This window comes from Clostridium sp. ETTB3 (assembly GCF_053571985.1).
The window spans coordinates 1,109,112-1,132,105 of sequence record NZ_CP199832.1 but is presented as its reverse complement, the minus strand read 5'-3'; the positions used below and the strand labels follow the sequence as shown (position 1 = coordinate 1,132,105).

Annotated in this window: 19 protein-coding genes; 3 read left to right on the top strand and 16 right to left on the bottom strand. The window is 27.9% G+C overall.

The window, feature by feature from the left end:
- Nucleotides 1-204: 204 nt before the first annotated feature.
- From ACUN06_RS05565 to hflX, 5 genes are all read right to left on the bottom strand, one after another.
- The gene (locus ACUN06_RS05565) at nucleotides 205-945 is read right to left on the bottom strand and encodes a YebC/PmpR family DNA-binding transcriptional regulator (RefSeq protein WP_291736905.1); all 741 of its coding nucleotides are present in this window, start codon (nucleotides 943-945) and stop codon (nucleotides 205-207) included.
- A 93-nt stretch (nucleotides 946-1,038) separates the two neighbouring features.
- Nucleotides 1,039-1,686, bottom strand: coding sequence for a YigZ family protein (locus ACUN06_RS05560; RefSeq protein WP_294124805.1), 648 nt, complete (start codon nucleotides 1,684-1,686; stop codon nucleotides 1,039-1,041).
- Nucleotides 1,674-3,086, bottom strand: a complete 1,413-nt coding sequence (gene pdxR / locus ACUN06_RS05555) for a MocR-like pyridoxine biosynthesis transcription factor PdxR (protein ID WP_449390187.1) — start codon at nucleotides 3,084-3,086, stop codon at nucleotides 1,674-1,676. The genes ACUN06_RS05560 and pdxR overlap by 13 nt, the downstream gene beginning before the upstream one ends.
- A gap of 188 nt (nucleotides 3,087-3,274) precedes the next feature.
- The gene (locus tag ACUN06_RS05550) at nucleotides 3,275-4,351 is read right to left on the bottom strand and encodes a hypothetical protein (RefSeq protein WP_449390186.1); all 1,077 of its coding nucleotides are present in this window, start codon (nucleotides 4,349-4,351) and stop codon (nucleotides 3,275-3,277) included.
- A 312-nt stretch (nucleotides 4,352-4,663) separates the two neighbouring features.
- Nucleotides 4,664-6,460, bottom strand: coding sequence for a GTPase HflX (gene hflX / locus ACUN06_RS05545; protein ID WP_449390185.1), 1,797 nt, complete (start codon nucleotides 6,458-6,460; stop codon nucleotides 4,664-4,666).
- A gap of 320 nt (nucleotides 6,461-6,780) precedes the next feature.
- Here hflX and hpt point away from each other — a divergent pair, with 320 nt between their 5' ends.
- On the top strand, nucleotides 6,781-7,308 hold the full coding sequence (gene hpt / locus ACUN06_RS05540; RefSeq protein WP_449390184.1) for a hypoxanthine phosphoribosyltransferase: 528 nt from the start codon (nucleotides 6,781-6,783) through the stop codon (nucleotides 7,306-7,308).
- Between the two features lie 177 nt (nucleotides 7,309-7,485).
- Here the strand turns inward: hpt and pflA are convergent, their stop codons facing one another.
- From pflA to yunB, 4 genes are all read right to left on the bottom strand, one after another.
- The gene (gene pflA, locus ACUN06_RS05535; protein WP_449390255.1) at nucleotides 7,486-8,280 is read right to left on the bottom strand and encodes a pyruvate formate-lyase-activating protein; all 795 of its coding nucleotides are present in this window, start codon (nucleotides 8,278-8,280) and stop codon (nucleotides 7,486-7,488) included.
- A complete protein-coding gene (gene pflB, locus ACUN06_RS05530; RefSeq protein ID WP_449390183.1) occupies nucleotides 8,246-10,498 on the bottom strand; it encodes a formate C-acetyltransferase in 2,253 nt (750 codons plus the stop codon). Before pflB ends, pflA begins: the two co-directional genes overlap by 35 nt.
- Nucleotides 10,499-11,074: 576 nt before the next feature.
- Nucleotides 11,075-11,512: an RrF2 family transcriptional regulator gene (locus ACUN06_RS05525; RefSeq protein WP_294162482.1), complete on the bottom strand. Its 438-nt coding sequence runs from the start codon at nucleotides 11,510-11,512 to the stop codon at nucleotides 11,075-11,077.
- A gap of 129 nt (nucleotides 11,513-11,641) precedes the next feature.
- On the bottom strand, nucleotides 11,642-12,316 hold the full coding sequence (yunB, locus tag ACUN06_RS05520) for a sporulation protein YunB (RefSeq protein WP_291733255.1): 675 nt from the start codon (nucleotides 12,314-12,316) through the stop codon (nucleotides 11,642-11,644).
- Between the two features lie 98 nt (nucleotides 12,317-12,414).
- On the opposite strand from yunB, the gene ACUN06_RS05515 reads away from it, so the two are divergent.
- Both ACUN06_RS05515 and ACUN06_RS05510 read left to right on the top strand, forming a co-directional pair.
- Nucleotides 12,415-15,120 carry a transglycosylase domain-containing protein gene (locus ACUN06_RS05515; protein ID WP_449390182.1) on the top strand — a complete coding sequence of 902 codons (2,706 nt, stop codon included), beginning with the start codon at nucleotides 12,415-12,417 and terminating at the stop codon, nucleotides 15,118-15,120.
- Nucleotides 15,121-15,325: 205 nt separating this feature from the next.
- Entirely contained in the window at nucleotides 15,326-16,762 is a 1,437-nt protein-coding gene (locus ACUN06_RS05510) for an alanine/glycine:cation symporter family protein (protein WP_294396943.1), read from the top strand.
- Nucleotides 16,763-16,871: 109 nt separating this feature from the next.
- Here ACUN06_RS05510 and ACUN06_RS05505 read toward each other — a convergent pair whose 3' ends face one another.
- The 7 genes from ACUN06_RS05505 to ACUN06_RS05475 all read right to left on the bottom strand — a co-directional run bounded on the left by ACUN06_RS05505 (nucleotide 16,872) and on the right by ACUN06_RS05475 (nucleotide 22,978).
- A complete protein-coding gene (locus tag ACUN06_RS05505; RefSeq protein WP_294366994.1) occupies nucleotides 16,872-17,768 on the bottom strand; it encodes a dihydroorotate dehydrogenase in 897 nt (298 codons plus the stop codon).
- 21 nt (nucleotides 17,769-17,789) lie between these two features.
- On the bottom strand, nucleotides 17,790-18,527 hold the full coding sequence (locus tag ACUN06_RS05500) for a dihydroorotate dehydrogenase electron transfer subunit (RefSeq protein ID WP_294124824.1): 738 nt from the start codon (nucleotides 18,525-18,527) through the stop codon (nucleotides 17,790-17,792).
- Between the two features lie 13 nt (nucleotides 18,528-18,540).
- A complete protein-coding gene (gene pyrF, locus ACUN06_RS05495) occupies nucleotides 18,541-19,413 on the bottom strand; it encodes an orotidine-5'-phosphate decarboxylase (RefSeq protein ID WP_291733244.1) in 873 nt (290 codons plus the stop codon).
- A gap of 38 nt (nucleotides 19,414-19,451) precedes the next feature.
- The gene (locus ACUN06_RS05490) at nucleotides 19,452-20,648 is read right to left on the bottom strand and encodes a dihydroorotase (RefSeq protein ID WP_291733242.1); all 1,197 of its coding nucleotides are present in this window, start codon (nucleotides 20,646-20,648) and stop codon (nucleotides 19,452-19,454) included.
- 4 nt (nucleotides 20,649-20,652) lie between these two features.
- Nucleotides 20,653-21,084, bottom strand: coding sequence for an aspartate carbamoyltransferase regulatory subunit (locus ACUN06_RS05485; RefSeq protein WP_291733240.1), 432 nt, complete (start codon nucleotides 21,082-21,084; stop codon nucleotides 20,653-20,655).
- Nucleotides 21,068-22,003 (bottom strand): aspartate carbamoyltransferase, encoded by a 936-nt coding sequence (gene pyrB, locus ACUN06_RS05480; protein ID WP_291733238.1) that lies wholly within the window; start codon nucleotides 22,001-22,003, stop codon nucleotides 21,068-21,070. The genes ACUN06_RS05485 and pyrB overlap by 17 nt, the downstream gene beginning before the upstream one ends.
- Nucleotides 22,004-22,198: 195 nt before the next feature.
- On the bottom strand, nucleotides 22,199-22,978 hold the full coding sequence (locus ACUN06_RS05475) for a serine hydrolase (protein WP_291733235.1): 780 nt from the start codon (nucleotides 22,976-22,978) through the stop codon (nucleotides 22,199-22,201).
- Nucleotides 22,979-22,994 lie beyond the last annotated feature (16 nt).

Here is a 22,994-nt window from a genome sequence, read left to right as displayed (position 1 = left end):
TTTGGAGCTTATTCCTAAGTTCTAAAACACTATTTTATATATCAACTAAAAGAAAATATATACCAAAATATCTAATCATTTTAAAGTTTTTCTCTGGAATATATAATCAACTTCTTAATAAATTCATAAGCTTAAAAGTGTCTTTAAACAAATTTATATACCATTATCAAATGATTTTTAAAGTTCAGAATACATCTAAGCACTCTATTCATCCCATCCTTCTGGGAATTCAGCATTGTGGTAAACTTCTTGAACGTCATCATCATCTTCAAGTAAGTCTAACATCTTTTGGAACTTCTTAGCTGCTTCTTCATCAATTTCAGTATATGTATCTGGAATCATTTTAACGCCTGCTTCTAAGAATTCTAATCCTTCAGCTTCTAAAGCTTCTCTAACTGTTCCAAAATCTTCTGGTGAAGTTGTAATTATAAATACTTCTTCTTCATCACTATTGAAATCTTCTGCACCAGCATCTAATGCCATCATCATTAATTCTTCTTCATCAAGCTCTCCCTTTTCTATAACAATTTCACCTTTTTCTTGGAACATGAATCCTACACAACCTGTAGTTCCCATATTTCCGCCACCTTTAGTGAAAGCACTTCTTACATTCCCTGCTGATCTATTCTTATTATCAGTTAAAGTGTCAACAATAACAGCTACTCCTGATGGCCCATATCCTTCATATACTATTCTTTCATAGTTAACTGAATCTATTTCCCCTGAAGCCTTCTTTATTGATCTTTGAACTGTATCATTTGGCATATTAGCTGCTTTTGCTTTTGCTATTGCATCTCTTAATTTAGGGTTGTTATCAGGATCTGGCCCTCCATTTTTAACAGCTATCATTAGCTCTCTACCTATTTTAGTAAAGATTTTCCCTCTTTTAGCATCTGCTTTTCCTTTTTTATTTTGTATATTATGCCATTTTGAATGTCCTGACATTATTTCATCCTCCTAAATTCAAAAATATTATAAAAATCCTTTTTATTATATCATAAGGTACTTTATTTAACAATTTTTGTACCAGTTTAGAAACTATAAAATTTTATATAATCTATTATCTTCTTTAAAATAAATACCTTCTTCACTTTTTTCAACAGTTATTTTTCCATTACTTGCTTCAATTGCTTCTTTTTCAATTTCATCTGCAACTGTAACTTCTGCTAGTATATGAACTATAACTTTATCTGTATATTCAGTATCTTCAATATGCCAATTATTTTGACCACAAAAATACTGAACTTTTCCTATCATATCATAATCTAAATGTAATGATATATTAACCCCCTCAACTTTTTCAACTACGCCTCCTGCCTTTAAAGCTATAGAAGCACCTTTTGTATATGCTCTTGTAAGACCTCCTGTGCCAAGTAAAATCCCGCCAAAATATCTTGTTACAACTACTGCACAATCTGTTATATCTGCCTTTTTCATAACTTCTAATATAGGAATACCTGCTGTTCCTTGTGGTTCACCATCATCACTATATCTTTGAATCCCCATATTTTCACCTATGATATATGCCCAACAATTATGTCTTGCTTGTTTATGTTTAGATTTTATTTCTGCTACAAAAGCCTTTGCTTCTTCTTCATTTTCAACTCTTTTAGCATATCCTATAAATTCAGATTTTTTTTCAATAAAACTATCTTCACCATATTCTCTAATTGTTATATATGCCACTGCTTAAATCCCTCCCTTATAATGTTAATCCCCCTTGATATTTCATCTTCAGTAACTTGTGAAAATCCTATTTTAAAGTAACTTTCTCCTAAGTTCAACTCTCTATAAAATATCGCTCCTGGAGTAATATAAACACCTTTTACTTTTAATTTATAAAATAATTTTTTTGATTTTATTTCTTTATCTTTTATATTTAAATAAAAACTTAATCCACCTTTTGGATCCATAAAGGTTACATATTCACTTAAATTTTCTTTAATTAGCTTTTTCATAAGCTCATATCTTTTTATATATCCACTTTTTAAATTATCTATGTATTTAATCCAATATCCTTCCTTAATATACATTTCTAATGCTCTTTGCATCAATGTAGAAGTTGCAATATCTGTGTTTACCTTTGAATTTTGAATACTTTCTCTAAATTTTTTAGGGCATATAATATAACCAAGCCTTATTCCTGGTAAAAATATTTTTGAAAAACTTTTTATATAGATAACTCTATCATTATTATCCAATACTCTAAATGGCTCATGTTTTATATTTTCATCAAATATTAACTCTGATAAATAATCATCTTCTATTATGTAAAAGTCATATTTATTAGCTAATTCTAATATTTTAATCTTTTTTTCTCTACTATAGCTAATTCCAGTTGGATTTTGAAAATAACTCATAGTATAAAAGCACTTAATTTTATTTTTCTTAAGAATTTCTTCAAATTTTTTAATGTTAATTCCATCTTCATCAATTGGAATTTCAAAAACATTAGCTCTTCTAAACTTAAATACTGATAATGCCCCAGCATAAGTTGGCTTTTCAACAATAACATTATCATTAATGTTTAATATAGCCTTAGATGCAATATCAATTCCTTGTTGTGCCCCAGACACTATTAATAAGTCTTCAATATTTAATGAATTTTCCCAAAATACTTTATTTATAGTACTTCTTAAATTATAATATCCAAAGGCTTCCTGCTTAATTAAAGCTTCTGCTCCATCCCTATCTAAAACCTCATTAATTACTTTTTTAAATTCATCTATTGGAAAATCAACTATTTTGGAACTTTCTCCTGTAAAATCTATTATGTTACTCTCACAATTATTTTTTATAAGCTTTATTTCTTTTGAATATTCTTTTTTAAAATAATCAACTATTTCCCTTTTCTTTGCAAAGGTTCCTGCCCCCATCTTTTGATATGCATATCCTTCTGCTACAAGCTTATTATAACAACTTACAATAGTAACATTATTAACTTTTAATGATTTTGAAAGCTCTCTAATTGGAGGTAATTTATCTCCATCTTTAATAACCCTTGAATTAATTAGCTTTTTTATATTTTCTGCTATTTGAACATATTTAGGTTCATACTCATTAAATTTTATATTATATTTTTCCATATCATTCTCCCCAATTATCATACATTAATCGTACTCATACAATTATTATAAAAAATTTAATAATTTTGGTCAAATAAGTACTTTATAGTACATAATAATTTTAATGTCTTTATACTAAAATTTTTTAATATAAAAGAAAAAGAAGTACCTTGAATAGATACATCTTCTTCTTATTTTTAAATTTACCCTTAAATCATTTTATCAAATATATTTTGTATAAATATGCCTAATGATAATAAAATACAAGCAAATATTATAACTCCTCCAATATATGGTATAAACAATAATATCTTAACAATTAAAGTAAATATAATTGCAGAAAGGTAAGGGTTCATATTTTTAAGTACAACTTTTCCAAGTATTACACTTGTAAATATCGGTGCTAAATAAATTAATAATCCATAAATAATAAAACTTATTATTGAAATTGGAATTCCTACTATAGTTATACATAATAATATTGCTGCCATAGGTAAAATCACTAATGTTGCAAATCCTATTATAAAAGGCATCCAAGGTCTATATTCAAATCTTTCAACTGCTTTATTATTATATTTATTGCAAAGTAAAGTTATTAAAACTGCTAAGATTATTGCAGTTATAATACGTGCAAATTTCCCTAAAATATTAATTTTTCCTAACAATCTTGTTTCATTTTTATCATAACTTATTTTTTCAAAAGTAATATTATTAGTATTAAAATCTCCTAATACTTCCATATCTTCTTCTGATTTAACCTTAAAATTCCCAATAACTTTAGCTTTTTCTCCTATTATAAGCTTAGTACAATTTACTTTAACATTGTTTGTAACTATACCATTAATAGTAACTACATTTCCATTAATCATTAAATCTTCTGCTTCACCTTCAAAATTTACATCTCCACTTGATATATATATTCCCTTTGCTTTAGTTCCACTTTTTATATCAACACTTGCTCCTGCTACAGTTATATTTCTTTCAACATTTGAATCAATTGTTATTGTAGCTCCTGCTGCTCTAATACTTCCTCCTATAGATTCAGTTTGAATATCAATATTATTTCCTGCAACAAGTAAATCAGCCTTAACAATTCCATTAAACCTCAAATTATTCCCAACTGCATATACATCTGATTGAGCATCTAATGTTTCATTAATATTATTGCTACTAAAAAATTTATTTGATGCACTATCTAATATATCTGCAAATGCATTAAAAGAATAATTTATCATAAATAAAAATCCAATAGCAAAAAGAATTACCTTTTTAAAACTTATTCTCATTAGCCTTTCCTCCAAATTTATTATTTTTACAATATATATTATTACAAAATATCACCTTTTATTATTTATTCATTTTTTAATACTTAATACCCTTATTTATATTTTACCATATTTAGTATTTTTTATTAATATAAAAATAATCCTAATATTGTTAAATATAAACCTTTTAAATAAACACTTATGTAAATATTTGCAAAAATTAGTGTTTTAAAATAATTTATATCTTTTAATAAACAATATTAGGATCTATGTTAAAAAGAGATTACTTAAAATTTAATTATTTTTAATCTTAAGTAACCTCTTATTAACTTATTACATTATTATATTTATGATATAATCTTTTGATTTATTATAACTTTCTTCATCAACTTCAACAAACATAAAAGTACCATTTTCTCTATAATCTTCTTCTAATACTCTTCCATTTCTATGTAGGAATGAACTCATATCACTTCTATCATAAGGTATTAAATATTCACATTTTTTCATTTTATATGGAAGATTTTCTTCTATAATACCTAATAGCTCTTCTAAATTAATACCTTCTCTTGCTGAAATTTCTATAGTTTCATATTCAGAAGTTGCTTTCTTTACATTTTCAAGTTGTTCTCCAGTTGCCTTATCAATTTTATTTAAAACAAGAATAGTTTTTTTATCACTAGCACCTAATTCACCTAAAACTTCTTCAACAGCTTTAATTTGTTCTATTGCTGTATCACTTGATGTATCAACAACATGACATAAAAGATCAGAATAAATAACTTCTTCTAAAGTTGATTTAAATGCTTCAACTAAATCATGAGGAAGTTTTCTAACAAATCCAACTGTATCTGTTAATGTTATTACTCCTTTATTTTTAAGAACTATTGCTCTTGTTGTTATATCTAATGTTGCAAATAGCATATCTGCTTCAAATACCTTTTCTTTTCCAACAACTTCTTTTTGAGCTGCCACATCACAAAGAGCATTTCTTAAAGTAGATTTTCCTGCATTAGTATACCCAACTAATGATACCTTAGGAATACTTTCCTTATTTCTCTTTTCTCTTTGAGTTTCTCTTATCTTTTTAATTTTCTTTAATTCATCATTTAAATCATAAATTTGTTCTTTTATATGTCTTCTATCAGTTTCTAGCTTCTTTTCCCCTGGCCCTTTAGTACCAATACCTCCACCAGTTCTTGACATTATAGTACCTAAACCTTGAAGTCTGCTCATTCTATATTTTAATTGAGCAAGTTCAACTTGTATTTTAGCTTCTCTACTTTTAGCTCTTCTTGCAAATATCTCAAGAATAAGTGTTGTTCTATCAATTACTTTTGCTCCAATTGCAGCTTCTAAATTTCTAACTTGTGAACCTGACAATTCATCATCAAATATAACTACATTAGCTCTTAACTTTTGTCTTAATTGAGCAATTTCTAATACTTTACCTCTACCTATATAAAAAGCTGCATCTATTTTATTTCTACTTTGATAAACACTTTCAAGCACTGGAATATCACAAGCTTTTGTTAATTCCTTAAGTTCTTCTAAACTTTCCCTTGTATCAGAACCAACTAATATTGCCTTTTCTTCATCATCTTCAATAATATCTTTTTCCTTTACTAAAGAATCAATATAATTTATTTTATTTAAAATATGAATCTTGGTAATTTCTTTAAGTGGAATATTTCCTTTTTCCTCATAATCAAGTTTATCATCATTAACTGTAAGCATTCCTAAAGAGCAATCTAATATCTTTCCTTCATAAATTCCAATTGCTACTATAGCATCAAGCTTTAACTTTATTAATGCACTAATATCTAAGGCAGATAAGTTGCTCATTCCATTTGGATGAGTATGAATAATCCTTACCCCAGCTAATTTTTTTTCACGAATATCTAATGTTTCTATTTCAACAGATGTTGAATCACCAATAGCAATTGATTTTATATTTCCTCTTCTGTCAATTGCAACACTTACTTCTCTTTCAATAAATGATGATACTCTAGAAATAACTTCTATTATTTCTATTGAGCACACTTCATCTTTAGGACATTTTACCTTATATAATCTATCTAATTCTTCTATAGCAGATTTTTTAACACCATCTATATTTCCATATATCATATTTTCACCTCAAATTAATCATTCTTTAAATTATATTCTATTAGGTTCTTTTTTATATTTCCCTATAATTATAAACATATAATTATAGGGAAATTTTATACAATTCAATATTTCACTATATTTTATCTTATTATAAATTAAATGTAAACCTAGATATCATGTATTAATTATCAATTTTTTAGTTGCAAAAAAAATAAAAACTTGTTAATATTTAAACATTAGTTAAAAGATTTTTTATTTTCTTTTTTCTAAATGATTAATAGATTATTTTTTTCATATAATAATATACATAACTTATAATTTTAATGGAGGGTTTTAACATGGAAGATAAAAAGCGTAATATTCTTTTCTCTCAAGAACAAATTCAAACTAGAGTTAAAGAACTTGGTCAACAAATTACTAAAGATTATGAAGGTAAGGAGGTTTATGTACTACCTTTATTAAGAGGAAGCTTTGTTTTTGGAGCAGATATTTTTAAAGCATTAGATTTAAAGGCTAAAGTTGGATTTATGACAACTTCAAGCTATGGCCATAGTGAAGTAAGTTCTGGGACTGTAACAGTTGTTAATGATATCCCTGATAACATAGAAGGACTTGATGTTATAATTGTTGATGATATTATCGATACTGGTTATACAATGCAATTTGTTATAGATCACGTTAAGAAATTAGGTGCTAAATCTGTTAAAACTTGCGTTTTACTTGATAAACCATCTAGAAGAAAAGTTGATTTAAAACCTGATTATTATTGTTTTGAAATAGATGATTTATTTGTGGTTGGTTACGGATTAGATTATGAAGGTTTTTATAGAAATGTACCTTATGTATTCAACTGGGAAAATAAATAATATATAAACGTAATAAAAACTAGTGTTTGCAAAAAATATCCTTGATTAGGCCATATTTTATTATGCAATTTATTCACTAGTTTTTTTGTTTTAATATGAAAATACAATGTTAAAACCTTAAATTCTAAAGTTTTAACATTGTATTTATTTTTTAATAACTTTATACCATTCAATAAATTATCGTGTTAAATACTTTGTATATTCACTTGTATTAAGAATATCTTTAGCATTTTCTACTCTCTCCTTAGTAGGTGGTAAAATATCTTTTAAAGGATATTCAATACCAAGTTCTTCCCATTTAAAAGTTCCAAGAGTATGATATGGTAGCACTTCAACACGATCTACATTATTTAAAGTTTTTATAAAATCATTTAATTTCTTTAACTGTTCATCATTGTCACTTCCACCTGGCACAAGCACATGACGAATCCATACTGGCTTATTAATTTCTGATAAATATCTTGCCATATCAAGAATATTTGAATTGCTCCATCCTGTAAGTATTTTATGCTTATTATCATCCATTTGTTTAATATCTAAGATTACAAGATCTGTTACTTTCATAAGCTCATTAAACTTACTAAAAAAAGGTTCTTCTCTTGTAAAAGGATTTCCTGATGTATCAAGGGTTACATGAACACCTTTTGCTTTAGCCTTTTTAAAGAATTCAATTAAAAAATCTATTTGAAGAAGTGGCTCACCACCACTTACAGTGATGCCACCTTTCTTCTTCCAATAGGTCTTATATTTAATAGCTTGAGATAAAAGCTCATCTGCAGTTTTTATCTCTCCGTCTTTCATATCCCAGGTATCTGGATTATGACAGAACTGACATCTCATACGGCAGCCCTTTAAAAAAATAACAAATCTGATTCCTGGTCCATCGACAGATCCAAAGCTCTCTATTGAATGAACTCTTGCTGTGTTTTTATCTAAATTATATTCTTTCATGGCATGTTCTAGATATAACATCAAGTTGTTGTTCTCTTGTTAAATCTATAAACTTAACTGCATAACCTGATACACGGATAGTAAAGTTAGCATATTCTTCTTTTTCAGGATGTTCCATAGCATCTTTTAATTTTTCGATACCAAATATATTAACATTTAAGTGATGTGGACCTTGATCAAAGTAACCATCTAACACTTGTACAAGTTTATCAACTTGTTCTGTTTCATCATGACCTAATGCTGTTGGGTTTATTGTTTGTGTATTTGAAATTCCATCTAAAGCCCATTCATAAGGAAGCTTAGCTACAGAATTTAATGAAGCAAGTAATCCATTCTTTTCTGATCCATAAGATGGGCTAGCTCCTGGTGAAAGTGGAGTCCAAGCTCTACGTCCATCTGGCATATTACCTGTATATTTACCATATACTACATTTGATGTAATGGTAAGAAGTGATGTAGTAGGTTCAGAATTTCTATAAGTTTGTCTCTTCTTAATCTTGTCAAGGAATGACTTAAGAACATACATACCAATTTCATCAGCTCTATCATCATCATTACCGTATCTTGGGAAGTCTCCTTCAATTTCATAATCTGTAACTATTCCAGCTTCATTACGAACTGTTCTAACCTTTGCATATTTAATTGCAGAAAGTGAGTCTATTACATGTGAAAAACCAGCAATTCCTGTTGCAAATGTACGTCTTACATCTGTATCAATAAGAGCCATTTCTGCTGCTTCATAATAATATTTATCGTGCATGTATTGAATAAGATTTAATACATTTACATAAAGTCCAGCTAACCAGTCACTCATTTTTTCATATTTTTCAATTACTTCATCATAATCAAGATATTCTGATGAAATTCCTCTATATTCAGGTCCTACTTGCTTTCCTGACTTTTCATCAATACCACCATTAATTGCATAAAGTAAACATTTAGCAAGATTAGCTCTAGCTCCAAAGAATTGCATTTCCTTACCAGTTTGAGTTGCAGATACACAACAACAAATTGAATAATCATCTCCCCATTCTGGTTTCATAGCATCATCATTTTCATATTGTATAGAACTTGTATTTACTGAAATCTTTGCTGCATACTTCTTAAAGTTTTCAGGAAGTGCAGAAGAATAAAGTACAGTAAGGTTTGGTTCTGGTGAAGGTCCCATATTTTCTAATGTATGAAGGAAACGATAGTCATTCTTAGTTACCATATGACGACCATCCATACCTATACCACCTAATGCTATAGTAACCCATGATGGATCTCCTGAGAATAATTCATTATAAGAAGTTATTCTTGCAAACTTAACCATTCTGCATTTCATTGTTAAATGGTCAATTAATTCTTGAGCTTCTTCTTCAGTAAGAACTCCATTATCAATATCTCTTTGAATATAGATGTCAAGGAAAGTAGATACACGTCCAATTGACATAGCTGCCCCATTTTGAGTTTTTATTGCTGCAAGATATCCAAAATATAACCATTGAACTGCTTCTCTAGCATCCTTTGCTGGTTTTGAAATATCATATCCGTAGCTTTCAGCCATTTTTTTCATAGCTTCAAGCGCTTTACGTTGTTCTGTGATTTCTTCTCTTAGACGGATAACATCATCAGTCATAGTTCCATCACCACAGTTAGCTAAATCTTTTAATTTTTCTTCAATAAGGAAATCTATACCATAAAGAGCAACTCTTCTATAGTCACCTACGATACGTCCACGTCCATAAGTATCAGGAAGTCCTGTTATAATATGGCTGCTACGAGCTTTTCTCATTTCTGGTGTGTAAGCATCAAATACACCTTGGTTATGTGTCTTATGATATTCTGTAAATATTTTGTGTAATTCTGGATTTGGTGTATATCCATAGTTTTCACAAGCTTGTTCAGCCATTTTAATTCCACCATATGGCATAAAAGCTCTTTTAAGAGGCTTGTCTGTTTGTAAACCAACTACTTTTTCAAGTCCCTTTAAAGATTCATCAATATATCCAGGACCATAAGCTGTAAGTCCAGAAACAACTTCTGTTTCCATATCAAGAACTCCACCTTTAGCTCTTTCTATCTTTTGTAATTCTTGTAACTTACCCCATAATTTTTCTGTAGCAGCTGTTGGACCTGCTAAGAAACTTTCATCACCATCATATGGTTTATAATTTTTTTGAATGAAATCTCTAACATTTATTTCTTCTTTCCATATTCTGCCCTCAAAGCCAGCCCATTGTTCATTTTCTAACATGTTCATTCCTCCTTTATATGCCCTATACACATATTTCTGCAATTTATATTACTAAATTTGTATAAGCTAATTTTAAATTTTATTATTCCAATAAGAATGCACCCTGTTTTATGAAATACTTTAATATTTTTACACAAAATTGTAAATTAAGCCCTATATGAATATCTTCACACCTTTTACATAAAATAAATTTCATTTTAATTACTATAAAAATATAGATAATTATAATTTAAAAGAGTCGCTATGGGTAGTTTCAAATTATTCTTCAGCACTTCATAAAACTTGTACACTTTATTGTTTTAAAACTGATTTCAATATTATGTTATATCATTTTGTAATTATTGTCAATATTTTCACAAAAAAAGTTATTTTTATATTTATTGTAAAACTTTACTTAATTAATTAATATTTTATTAAATTTTTTCCCGAAACTTTTTCTTTTTTATTTATTATTAATCATTTTAAAACTTACTAAATAATAAAAAGAGTAAATAAATTTATATTTAATTAAATTTATTTACTCTTTTCACCAAATGTTATATTAAATTTTATCTATTTTTCACTATCCACTAATTTTTAAATATAATATAATATATTACTTTTACTTTCATTATATTGATTTACTAAATCCTCTAAAGTAATACTATCAAAAAAATTATTAATTTTCTTATTTAATACATTCCATAAATTTTCATTTATAAATGTATCTAACTCATCAATTTCATCTTTATTTTTAGAATTATCAACAACTTCTAATTCACCTTCAAGAACTCTTAATATTTCTCCAACTGTAAGTGTAGTTATATCTTTTGAAATATAATAACCACCTTGTGAACCCTTTCTTCCAACAACAATCCCAGACTTCCTTAAAGATGAAAATATTTGCTCTAAATATCTTTCTGAAATGTTCAAATTTTCACATAAAGTTTTAATCGTAATATTTTCTTGCTTATCATTCATTGCTAAATTTATAAGTGCCTTTAATCCATATCTTCCCTTAGTTGAAATTTTCACAAAATCACCTTTCCTACTGACTTTATAATTTTACAATAATTATACTTTTAATGAAATTAATTTTCAACCTAGTATACAAAATATAGTTTAAATAGTAAGTAAACTGTTATATCCCCAATAAATAATCTATTAATTACTGCTATTCATATTAATTGCTGTATCAGGAATTTTTCCTACAATAACAGTATCAGAAATTGGTATTTGACATGTTACTTCAATTTCATCACTATGAAATGGTACAATAACTCTCATTTTAGATTTTACATTTAAATAAATTTTATGTCTTGTTTGATTAATTCCAGCACTTTCAAATATAGATTCATAAGAAGTTTCAATATTTCCTACTTGTTGCATTTTAACTGTAATTTTAGGTCCTAAAGTATAAAACATAACATTATTAGTTAAATATCCAATAGGAATCTTTACCCCTAACTCCCCAAGTTCTTTTAACTTATCATTACAATTTAATACTACTTGTGATGCTAAATAATTTTGCCTTACAGTATCTGCTCTTAACATTACAATATTTCCTTCACTATCTTTTTCTATATTAATAATGTCTTCATAATTAAAATCATCTGAAAAAACCTTAACACTTTCTTCATTTATAATTTTTACTGCTTCTGATTTCATCTTTACTTCTCCTATGCTAAGTACAGATGGTAAAATTCTTTTATTAAATAAATAAAGAATTATATTAAACAGTAAAATTATCATAACTATTATTAGAAACCAATATTGAAACCTATTATATTTTAAATTAGGCCTTTTATAATACTTAGGCTTTTTTGTATAATACTTCATACACTCACCTTTATAGTTATTATTTTACTATTATAATTAATATGCTATAATTAAATGGAATAGAATATTATATTATATATAAATAAAAGGAGGAACAAATGGCTAAAGATTCTAATAAATCAAAAGTTCCAAAGGAAAAAGCTGTTAAGTCAAAAAAGAAAATTAAAGCCTCAAAAAAGAAGCCATCTAAATTAAAACGATTTTTCAAATATTTTTTTCTTACAATATTAATTTTAGGATTATTAATTAGTGTTGTATGTATTGGATATGTAGTTGCTGTAATTAAAACAACACCGTCATTAGATGTAAATGCTATTTATAACTTAAATCAACCATCAATGTTATATGATGATCAAGGTAATTTTATTGATGATTTACCTTCAACGGAAATTAGATATATTATTTCTTATGATGAAATGCCTCAAAATTTAATAAATGCCTATATTTCAATAGAAGACGAACGCTTTATGACACATGGTGGCATAGATGTAAAAAGAATATTAGGTGCTGCAGCTAGAGATGTAATGGTAATACTAGGAAAGCAAAATGGTATCCATGGTGCTTCAACAATTACTCAACAATTAATAAAAAATACTATATTATCCTCTGAAGCTGCTTCAGAGTCAAATCCACTTGATAGAATTAACAGAAAAATAAAAGAAATAGTATTAGCTGTTAAATTAGATAAACAAGTAAGCAAAGAAGAAATAATCAGAACTTATTTAAATACTATACCTTTAAGTGGTCATATTTATGGTGTTGAAGCTGCATCAAGATATTTCTTTGCTAAAAATGCTAAGGATCTTACATTACTTGAGTGTGCTTATATAGCTGGTATTACACAAGCTCCTACAACTTATAGTGCTTATAATACTAGTTCTTCAAATTATCCTAATGGATATATTAACAGAACTAAAACTGTGTTATCTAAAATGCTTGAATTAGGTTATATTTCTCAAGAAGACTATAATTCTGCAATCAATGATGCAAATGCTAATAATTTCAATTTCAAGAAGATGGATACATCTTCTACCGTTAATAATGAATGGTTTGTATATCCTGCATTAAATCAAGTAAAAAAAGATCTAATTGACAAATATAAATATACCGAAGAAGAAGTAGAAAAATTATTAGTTAATGGTGGATTAAAAATTTATACAACTTTAAATGTTCAAATGCAAAATACTGTTCAAGATATATTAAATGATAGATCAAATTTGCAAGTAGATGTTAACAATGGTGACCCTACAGATAGTGATGGTGTTCCATTACTTCAAGCATCTGCTACAATAATAGATTATAAAACTGGGCAAGTTAAAGTTCTTATTGGAGGACGTGGAAATCAACCTTCTGCTTCATTAAATAGAGCTTATTTTGACTTAAAATCAATAGGATCAACAACTAAGCCCTTAACAGTTTATGGTCCAGCTATTGATACTAAATTAATTACAGCTGGAACCCCACTTGATGATACTTCAGTTTCTGAAGAAATATTGGAAAAATATAATTTTGGTTCTGTTGTTCCTAAAAATGCTGATGGTTCAATGTTTGGTTATATCACTGTAAGAGAAGCTTTAACATACTCTAAAAATTTAACTTCTATAAAAACAGTAGATATGCTAGGTTTAGATACAGCCCTTAATTATGGTAAAAAGGCAGGACTTAAATATGCTCCTCAATCTCATACAATGTCTGCGTTAGCATTAGGACAGTTTGACCAACCTATTGGTAATAGAGATGGTGGTAATACTACAATTTTAGCATCTGCTTATGGAGCCTTTGGAAATAATGGTGTAATTTATGAACCAGCACTTTATACTAAAGTCGAAGATGCAAGTGGTAATTTATTACTAGAAAAAGAGCCTATATCAACAAAGTTATTTTCACCACAAACATCATATATAATTTATGATATTTTAAAGGGATCATCTACTAGCGCACAATTTAATGATATACCTGTAGCTGGAAAAACAGGAACAACAAATTCATCAGATAACTTCTGGTTTGCTGGATTAACTCCTTATTATTCTGGTTCTGTATGGATTGGATACGATAATCCTCAAAGAATGAATGGTAAAAGTTCTAGTGCTGCATCACTTTTTAGTAAAATAATGGCTGTTGCTCATGAAGGCTTAGAGTATAAGGATATTGAAAAGCCATCTGGTTTAGTTGAAGCAAAAGTATGTAAAGATTCAGGAAAATCTCCTACAGATTTATGTTATGAAGATCAAAGAGGAAATCGAGTAAAAACTGAATACTTTATTGATGGAACTCAACCAAAATCTGTTTGTGATATTCATGTTAGTGTTAGTGTTAATAGTTCTAATAATAAATTAGCAAATAAAAATACTCCTTCTCGTCTTATTGAAGATAAAGTATTTATTAATAAACCTAATGCAAATCCAAATGCAGATGATTATCCTTTTGTAGTACCTACTAGAGAGGATGATACTAAAGCTGAAGAATATATTAAATTATCTGAAATTGGCTTAAGAGCTGATATGGATTTATATGATGCTATTGTTATATTAAATAATAGAGGAATTAAATATAAAATACATGGTGCATCAGTTGCAAGTAATATCTCATCTGGCCAATATACTTTAGTTTCATTTACTGAAAAAATTAAAAATTCAGAAACAGTAAAACTTAATGTTAAAGTTACTACTAATACTCCTGATGAAAACATCGGTAATAATGGTAATAACCACAATAGAGATACATCTGCCCCTGATACAGATACAAACGCAGAGGCCCATAGAACTTCAATTTCAGATATAATAAATGGATTATTTAATCATTAAAAAAAGCAGTCAAAATTGGCTGCTTTTTTTTATTTTTAATAATGATTTATCTATTGCATTTTCATTCATTTTCATTAATTTTAATGTCATTTTTATATCAAAAACCTCTTTTTTTGAATTTATTTTTATTACTTCTTGCATATTTCTTTTTATTATTGTATACTACCAATAAGAATATCAAATTATATTGGAAAGGGGAAATTATATGAAACTTTTAAACGACTTTATTTTATCAATTAATGACTTTATTTGGACTTATATTCTTATTGCTATGCTTATAACAATTGGATTATATTTCACTTTTAAAACAAAGTTTGTTCAATTTACTAACTTTAAAGAAATGTTTAAATTGCTTGGTGAAGGAACTGGAAGTGAAAATAAAGATAAGTCTAAGAATGAAATTTCATCATTTCAAGCATTTTGTATAGGTACTGCTTCAAGAGTTGGAACTGGTAACTTAGCTGGCGTTGCTTCTGCTATTGCTATAGGCGGACCTGGTGCTGTTTTTTGGATGTGGCTTATTGCTTTAATAGGTTCTGCTTCTGCTCTTATAGAATCTACTTTAGCTCAAATCTATAAAGTTAAAGATGGTGATAACTATAGAGGTGGACCTGCATACTATATGGAAAAAGGTCTTAAGAAAAAATGGATGGGTGTTACTTTTTCAGTTCTTATAATTCTTTGTTTCGGATTTGCATTTAATTCTGTTCAATCAAATACAATTACTGCAGCATTTGCTTCTAGTTTTAATACAAATAAATTATTAATTGGAATAATCTTAACTATATTAACATTAATAATTATTTTTGGTGGAGTAAATAGAATTGCTAAAATTTCTGGAATTTTAGTTCCTATAATGGCTTCTGCTTACATAATAATTGCCTTATTTATAATAGTTATTAACTATAAGTCAATTCCTGGATTATTTAAAACTATATTTGAACATGCATTTGGAATTAAACAATTTGTTGGTGGTGGTATTGGCGCTGCTTTATTACAAGGTATAAAAAGAGGTTTATTTTCAAATGAAGCTGGTATGGGTTCTGCACCAAATGCAGCTGCAACTGCAACTGTATCACATCCTGCAAAACAAGGATTAATTCAAACATTAGGTGTATTTACTGATACATTAATAATTTGTACTTCTACTGCATTTATAATCCTTTTATCCGGTTCTAATATTCCATTAGATGGTAGTGTTAAAGGTATAGAGCTTACTCAAATGGCATTAATTTCTCAAGTTGGATCTTGGGGTGGTACATTTATAACTATATGTATATTATTGTTTGCCTTTACTTCAATTATAGGAAATTATTATTATGGAGAAACTAATATACAATTTATATCTGATAAAAAGATTTATTTATATTTATATAGAATTTTAGTAGCAGCTATGGTTTTATTTGGATCAATTGCTTCAATGGATTTAGTTTGGAACTTAGCTGACGTATTTATGGGATTAATGGCTATATTAAATTTAATTGCAATAGTAATGTTAAGTAAGATTGCTATCTCTGCATTAAATGATTATATAACTCAAAAGAAAGCTGGAAAAAATCCTGTATTTTATGCGTCTTCTATAAAAGAACTTGGTGATGAAGTTGAAGAATGGCAAGAAGATGCCGAAGAATATATAGCATAAAAAGAAAGCTTTATCAAAATATCGGTTTTGATAAAGCTTTTTAATTAACAATCAATAAAAAAGCTCTAAATATATTTATAAATACATTTAGAACCTTTTATTAATATTATTATATTATTCCTATTATTTCATTAATATCTTTAATTCCTTGTTCTTTGCAAAACAATTCCATTTCCTCAATAATTTCTTTTCCTGCCATTGGATTAAAGAAATTTACTGTTCCTATTTGAATTGCTGAAGCTCCTGCCATCATAAATTCTATGGCATCTAACCCTGTGGTTATTCCCCCCAAACCTATTACTGGTATTTCTACTACCTTTGCAACTTCATGAACCATTCTTAAAGCTACTGGCTTAACTGCAGGTCCTGACAGTCCTGCATATACATTATTAAACACTGCCTTTCTTTTGTATGGATTTATTGCTAATCCCTTTAATGTATTAATTAATGATAACGAATCTGCTCCTGCTTCTTGACATTTAATAGCCATATCTACAATATCTTCTGCATTAGGTGATAATTTAACCATTAAAGTCTTATCAGTTATTGATTTAGCTTTTTTAACAACTTCATAAGCAACTTCTGATTTAATTCCAAAAGCCATACCTCCACTTTTTACATTTGGGCATGATATATTAAGTTCTATCATATCAACATCTGTTCCATTAAGTTTATCTAAAGCAATTTCATAATCTTCCATACATCCACCACCAACATTTGCAATGATATTAGTTCCTAATTTCTTCATCTTTGGAAGTTCTTCTGCTATAAATTTATCTATTCCTGGATTTTGAAGTCCAACTGAATTCATCATTCCTGATGGAGTTTCAAATACCCTTATTCCATAATTCCCTGCCTTTTCATTTAAAGTTAATCCCTTTGATGAAATACCACCTAAAATTCCTACATCATAAAAATTGTTATATTCTGCTCCAAAACCAAAAGTTCCTGATGCTGCTATTACTGGGTTTTTAAAATCTAATCCATTTATATTAACTTTTAACATTTTATCTTCTCCTTTGGTCTTTTATAATTCTACATAATATCCATCAAATACTGGGCCATCTTTACAAGTTCTCTTATTTCCATCTTTAGTTTTACAAGTACACACTAGACATGCTCCTACTCCACAAGCCATATGCTTTTCCATTGAAACATATACTTTTACTTGTTTTTCTTTACACATTTCAATAACCTTTTTCATCATAACTTCAGGTCCACAACATAATACCGTATCATATTTATCTACATCCAATATTTCTGTTACAAAACCCTTATGACCATATTTTCCTGTATTAGTAGAAACAAAGCTTTTATCAACAAATTCATTTATTTCATCTATTAAATATATATCATCTCTAAATCCTGCATAAAGATCCATTTTTATATCTTTTTTCTTTTCTCTAAGCTTTTTAGAAAGCTCTAACATTGGAGCTGTACCAATTCCACCACTTACTAAAGCAACTTTACCATAATCCTCTTCCAAATTAAATCCATTCCCTAATGGACCATTTAAACTTATTGTATCTCCTACTTTTAATTCTGCATATTCTTTAGTTCCATTACCTACAACGGCATAAACAAAAGTAAGTGTTTCTCCATTAGTTTCACATACACTTATTGGTCTTGGAAGAAGGGTTGTTCCATTATGCTTAAGCATGTAAAACTGACCTGCCTTTGCTTTATTTTTATCTTTTACAACCATTTTATATATTCCGGTTTGAATTTCATCATTTAACAAAATCTCGCCTTTTGTGTACTTCATAAATTCTCTCCTCCTAAAGATTATTAACAGCTTTTCTTATTTCATCTCTCATTCTTATAGCTTCTTTTCTTGCACAAAGTGCAAATTCTTCTGGTTTATTTTCCTTTTTATATGCTAAAAGAATAGCTCTTGATGAATTTACAACTCCACCATTTCCATTTCTTAAATATAAAGCTACATCTTCTGCTTTTCCTCCTTGTGCTCCATAACCAGGTATTAAGAAAAACATATTTTTATATCTTTCTCTAATTTCCTTACCCTCTTCAACATGAGTACATCCAATAACTCCACCAATAGCTGAATATCCACATTCACCTTTTATAGATTCACCCATCTTAGTAAGTTTATCACCTACAACCTTATAAACTTTGCTATTATCTTTTGTATCAATATTTTCTATATCTTCAGCTCCTGGATTTGAAGTTCTAACTAATACAAAAACACCCTTATTCCCATTTTCCATATATGGCATATATGGTTCTATACTATCCATCCCCATATATGGACTTAAAGTAATAAAGTCTGCTTCAAAATCTCCACTAAAATGACCTTTAGCATATTGAGTTGCAGTTGCCATTATATCGCCTCTTTTTATATCTGCAATTATAATTGCATCCTTTATTCTTAAATATTCTAATGTTTTCTTATATGCCATAAGCCCAGCTAATCCTAAAGCTTCATAATATGCTATTTGAACCTTAAAGCAAGCTACAACATCTAAAGTTTCATCTATAATTGATTTATTATATTCAAATATTGCTTCTTCTATTGATTTTCCATCTAAAATATGTGAAGGTATATATTCAACAGCTGTATCTAACCCTAAGCACACAACACCTCTTTCCTCAACTCTTTTATATAACTTATCCATTATAAAACTTTTCATATTAACTTCACCCTTCTTCTCTTATGATAATACTAAACTTATTTACTATATATTACTTTACCGCCCTTTATAGTCTTTACAATTTCTCCAAAGTATTTTCTTCCTTGGAAAGGAGTATTCTTACCTTTAGATGCAAATGCTTCTTTATCAATTGTTATTTCTTTATTTAAATCAACTAATACTAAGTCTCCATCTTTTCCAACTGAAATTATTCCTTTATTCATTTTAAGAATATTTGCTGGATTTTTAGACATTAACTCACTTAATTTATTTATAGAAATACCATTATTTTTTACTAATTCTGTATAACAAATACTAAATGCAGTTTCTAATCCTACCATGCCTGGAGCACCATTTTTTTTATCTTCTTCAGTATGTGGTGCATGATCTGTACCTATACAATCAACAGTTCCATCTTTAATTCCTTTTATTATTGCATTAACATCTTCTTTTTCTCTTATTGGAGGATTTACTCTATAATTACTTATATCTGATGTTAATCCTATATGATGTGGTGTAACTTCACAAGTTACATTACTTCCTGTCTTTTTACTTTCTCTTATTGCATTAATTGATTCAACTGTACTTACATGAGCCATGTGTAATCTTGCACCAGTTACTTTAGCTAAGTATAAATCTCTTATAGTCATTAAATCCTCTGCTATTCTCATATCTATTTTAGAAAATGTTCTATCTTCTGCATGTGACATTATAATCCACTTATTTTCCTTTGCCTTTTCCATTGCCTTCATCATAATACTAGAATCCATAACTCCAACACCATCATCAGTTATTGCTATAAGTTCATTATCATCATTAAAAGCCCCTAAGTGTTCTATAGATTTACCATTAAAATTTTCTGTAATTGATACACATTGATGAACATCAATTAATCCTACTTCCCTTACTTTATTTCTAACGTATTCTACTACTTCCTTTGTTGAACAAATTGGATTAGTATTTCCCATTAAACATACTCCAGTATAGCCTCCTTTTGCAGCTGCCTTAGATCCACTTTCTATATCTTCCTTATAAGTTAATCCTGGCTCTCTAAAATGAGCATGTGTATCTATAAAAGAAGGCATTACTGTATATCCCTTTGCATCAAGAATTTCCACTCCATTTTTATCTATATTTTTACCAATTTGATTTATTATTCCATCTATTATTAATATATCACCTTGAAATTTTCCATTAGCATCTATTACATTAGCATTTTTTATTAATAAATTCATATTTTTATACCTCACTTGGATTTATAATTTGTTCACAATATTCACATTTATAACTTCCCTTTTCTTTATCAAATAATTTAAAGCTATGGGGTATGTATTTTTCCACTGAAGTAATACAATTAGGATTTTGGCATATTAATATATTTTTTATTTCTTCTGGTAATTCCGGCTTTATTTTACTTGCAATTATTTCATTTCTTACTTCATTTATAGTTATTCCTGGTGAAAGTAACCCAAGAACTGTATAATTTATTGTTTCTAAATTTTCAATTTTTATAATATCTTTTTTTCCAATCTTTTTGCTATCTGCATTTATAATTAAAGCAACTTGATGTCCTAACTCATCTAAATGTAAATATCTAAATATCTTTACACCCATTCCAGCTTTTATATGATCTAACATAAATCCATTTTTTATACTAGTTATTTGTAACATTACAATCCTCCAATAACTTAACTATTAATGCCATTCTTACATACATTCCATATTCAGCTTGTTTAAAATATACAGCTCTACAATCATTATCTACTTCTGTTGCAATTTCATTTATTCTTGGAAGTGGATGCATTACTATCATATTTGATTTTGCCCTTTTCATTTTTTCATTATCTAATACATAACAATCCCTTAATCTTAAATATTCTTCTTCATTAAAAAATCTTTCTTTTTGAATTCTTGTCATATATAGTATATCTAATTCTTCAATTACTTCTTCTATATTTTCTACTTCTTTAAAATATATATTATTTCTTTTTAATACCTCTTCTTTTATATATTCTGGAATTACCAATTCCTTTGGAGATATAAGTATAAATTTAACATCTTTATATCTAGACATAGCCATTATTAACGATTGTACTGTACGCCCATTTTTTAGGTCACCACAAATCCCTATTGTATGCCCTTCTAATTTTCCTTTTTGTGATTTAATAGTTAAAAGATCTGTTAGTGTTTGAGTTGGATGTTGATGTCCACCATCCCCTGCATTAATAACTGGAACTGATGAATACATGCTTGCAACTTTTGCTGCTCCTTCTTTAGGATGTCTCATTGCAATTATATCTGAATAAATAGAAACCATTCTTATTGTATCTGCTAATGTTTCTCCCTTTGCACTGGAGGTTGAATTTGGTTCTGAAAAACCTAGTATTTTCCCTCCTAATCTCATCATAGCTGCTTCAAAGCTAAAACGTGTTCTAGTGCTAGGTTCATAAAAAAGTGTAGCTAAAATTTTGCCGTCACAGATGTGTGAAAATTCTTTTGGATTTGAAATAAATTTTTCTGCTAATTCAAAAATTTCATTAAGTTCTTCTTTTGAAAAATCCATTGGACTTATTAAATGTTTATTTTTCATTTTTTATAATCACTCCTTTTTAACATCACAGTGTTAAATTTAAAGAATACAAAAAAAACCTCCCTTAGACATAAGGAAGGTATAGTAATCTTATACAATATGGGTATTATTACAGCTTCCTTATGAATCTCTCGGATTCTCTTAAAGGTTCTTTTTTGTTAGAATATCACTACATTCAAATTTTGTCAATGTAATTTAATTCCAATTATTCATTACTTCATCCCACATCATTTTTCCACACTTTGCTAAAGAAACAGTTCCATAAACACTATTAGGAATTCCTTCTGATAATACAGTAAAAGTAAATTTACCTTTTGGAAGTTCTAAGTATTCTGTATCATTTTCAACACCTTTTTTATCACCAGTTTTACTTGATATTTCAATTTTTAAATCATCTGGAATATATAAAGCTAATTTATTTTTAATTTGTTGTCTTCTTAATATATCAATAAGCATTTGCCCATTATCTTTTGATAAAAAGGTTCCATTTGATAAATGTTTCCATATTCTTGCTAAATCATATGCTGTTGTTATATTTTCAATATTTGAAACTACAGTTCTCTCATCATTTGTCTTTCTATTTAACTTTGTATTCTTTAATCCCATAGCTACTATATCTTCATTTATTTGTTCCATTCCTACTAAATCAATTATTTTATTTGCAGCAGTATTATCACTTTGTATTAGCATTATAACCATAAGTTCAAATACTGTATATTCCCTTTCATTAAATTCATGAATAATTCCTGTTCCATAAACCTTATCTTTACTTTGAATTTTAATCTTATCCATAAAATCAAGTTTCTTTTCTTCTACTGCTTTTATTAACGAAACAGCTATTGGAAGCTTCATACATCCAGCAGCTGTCATAGAAACGTTTTCATTGTATCCATACACATAACCACTTTTCAAATCTTCAAAAAAGAAACTATATTTTCCAATCCTTGATTCTAAATATTTCTTTATTTCTTTCATAATACCCTCCTAAATT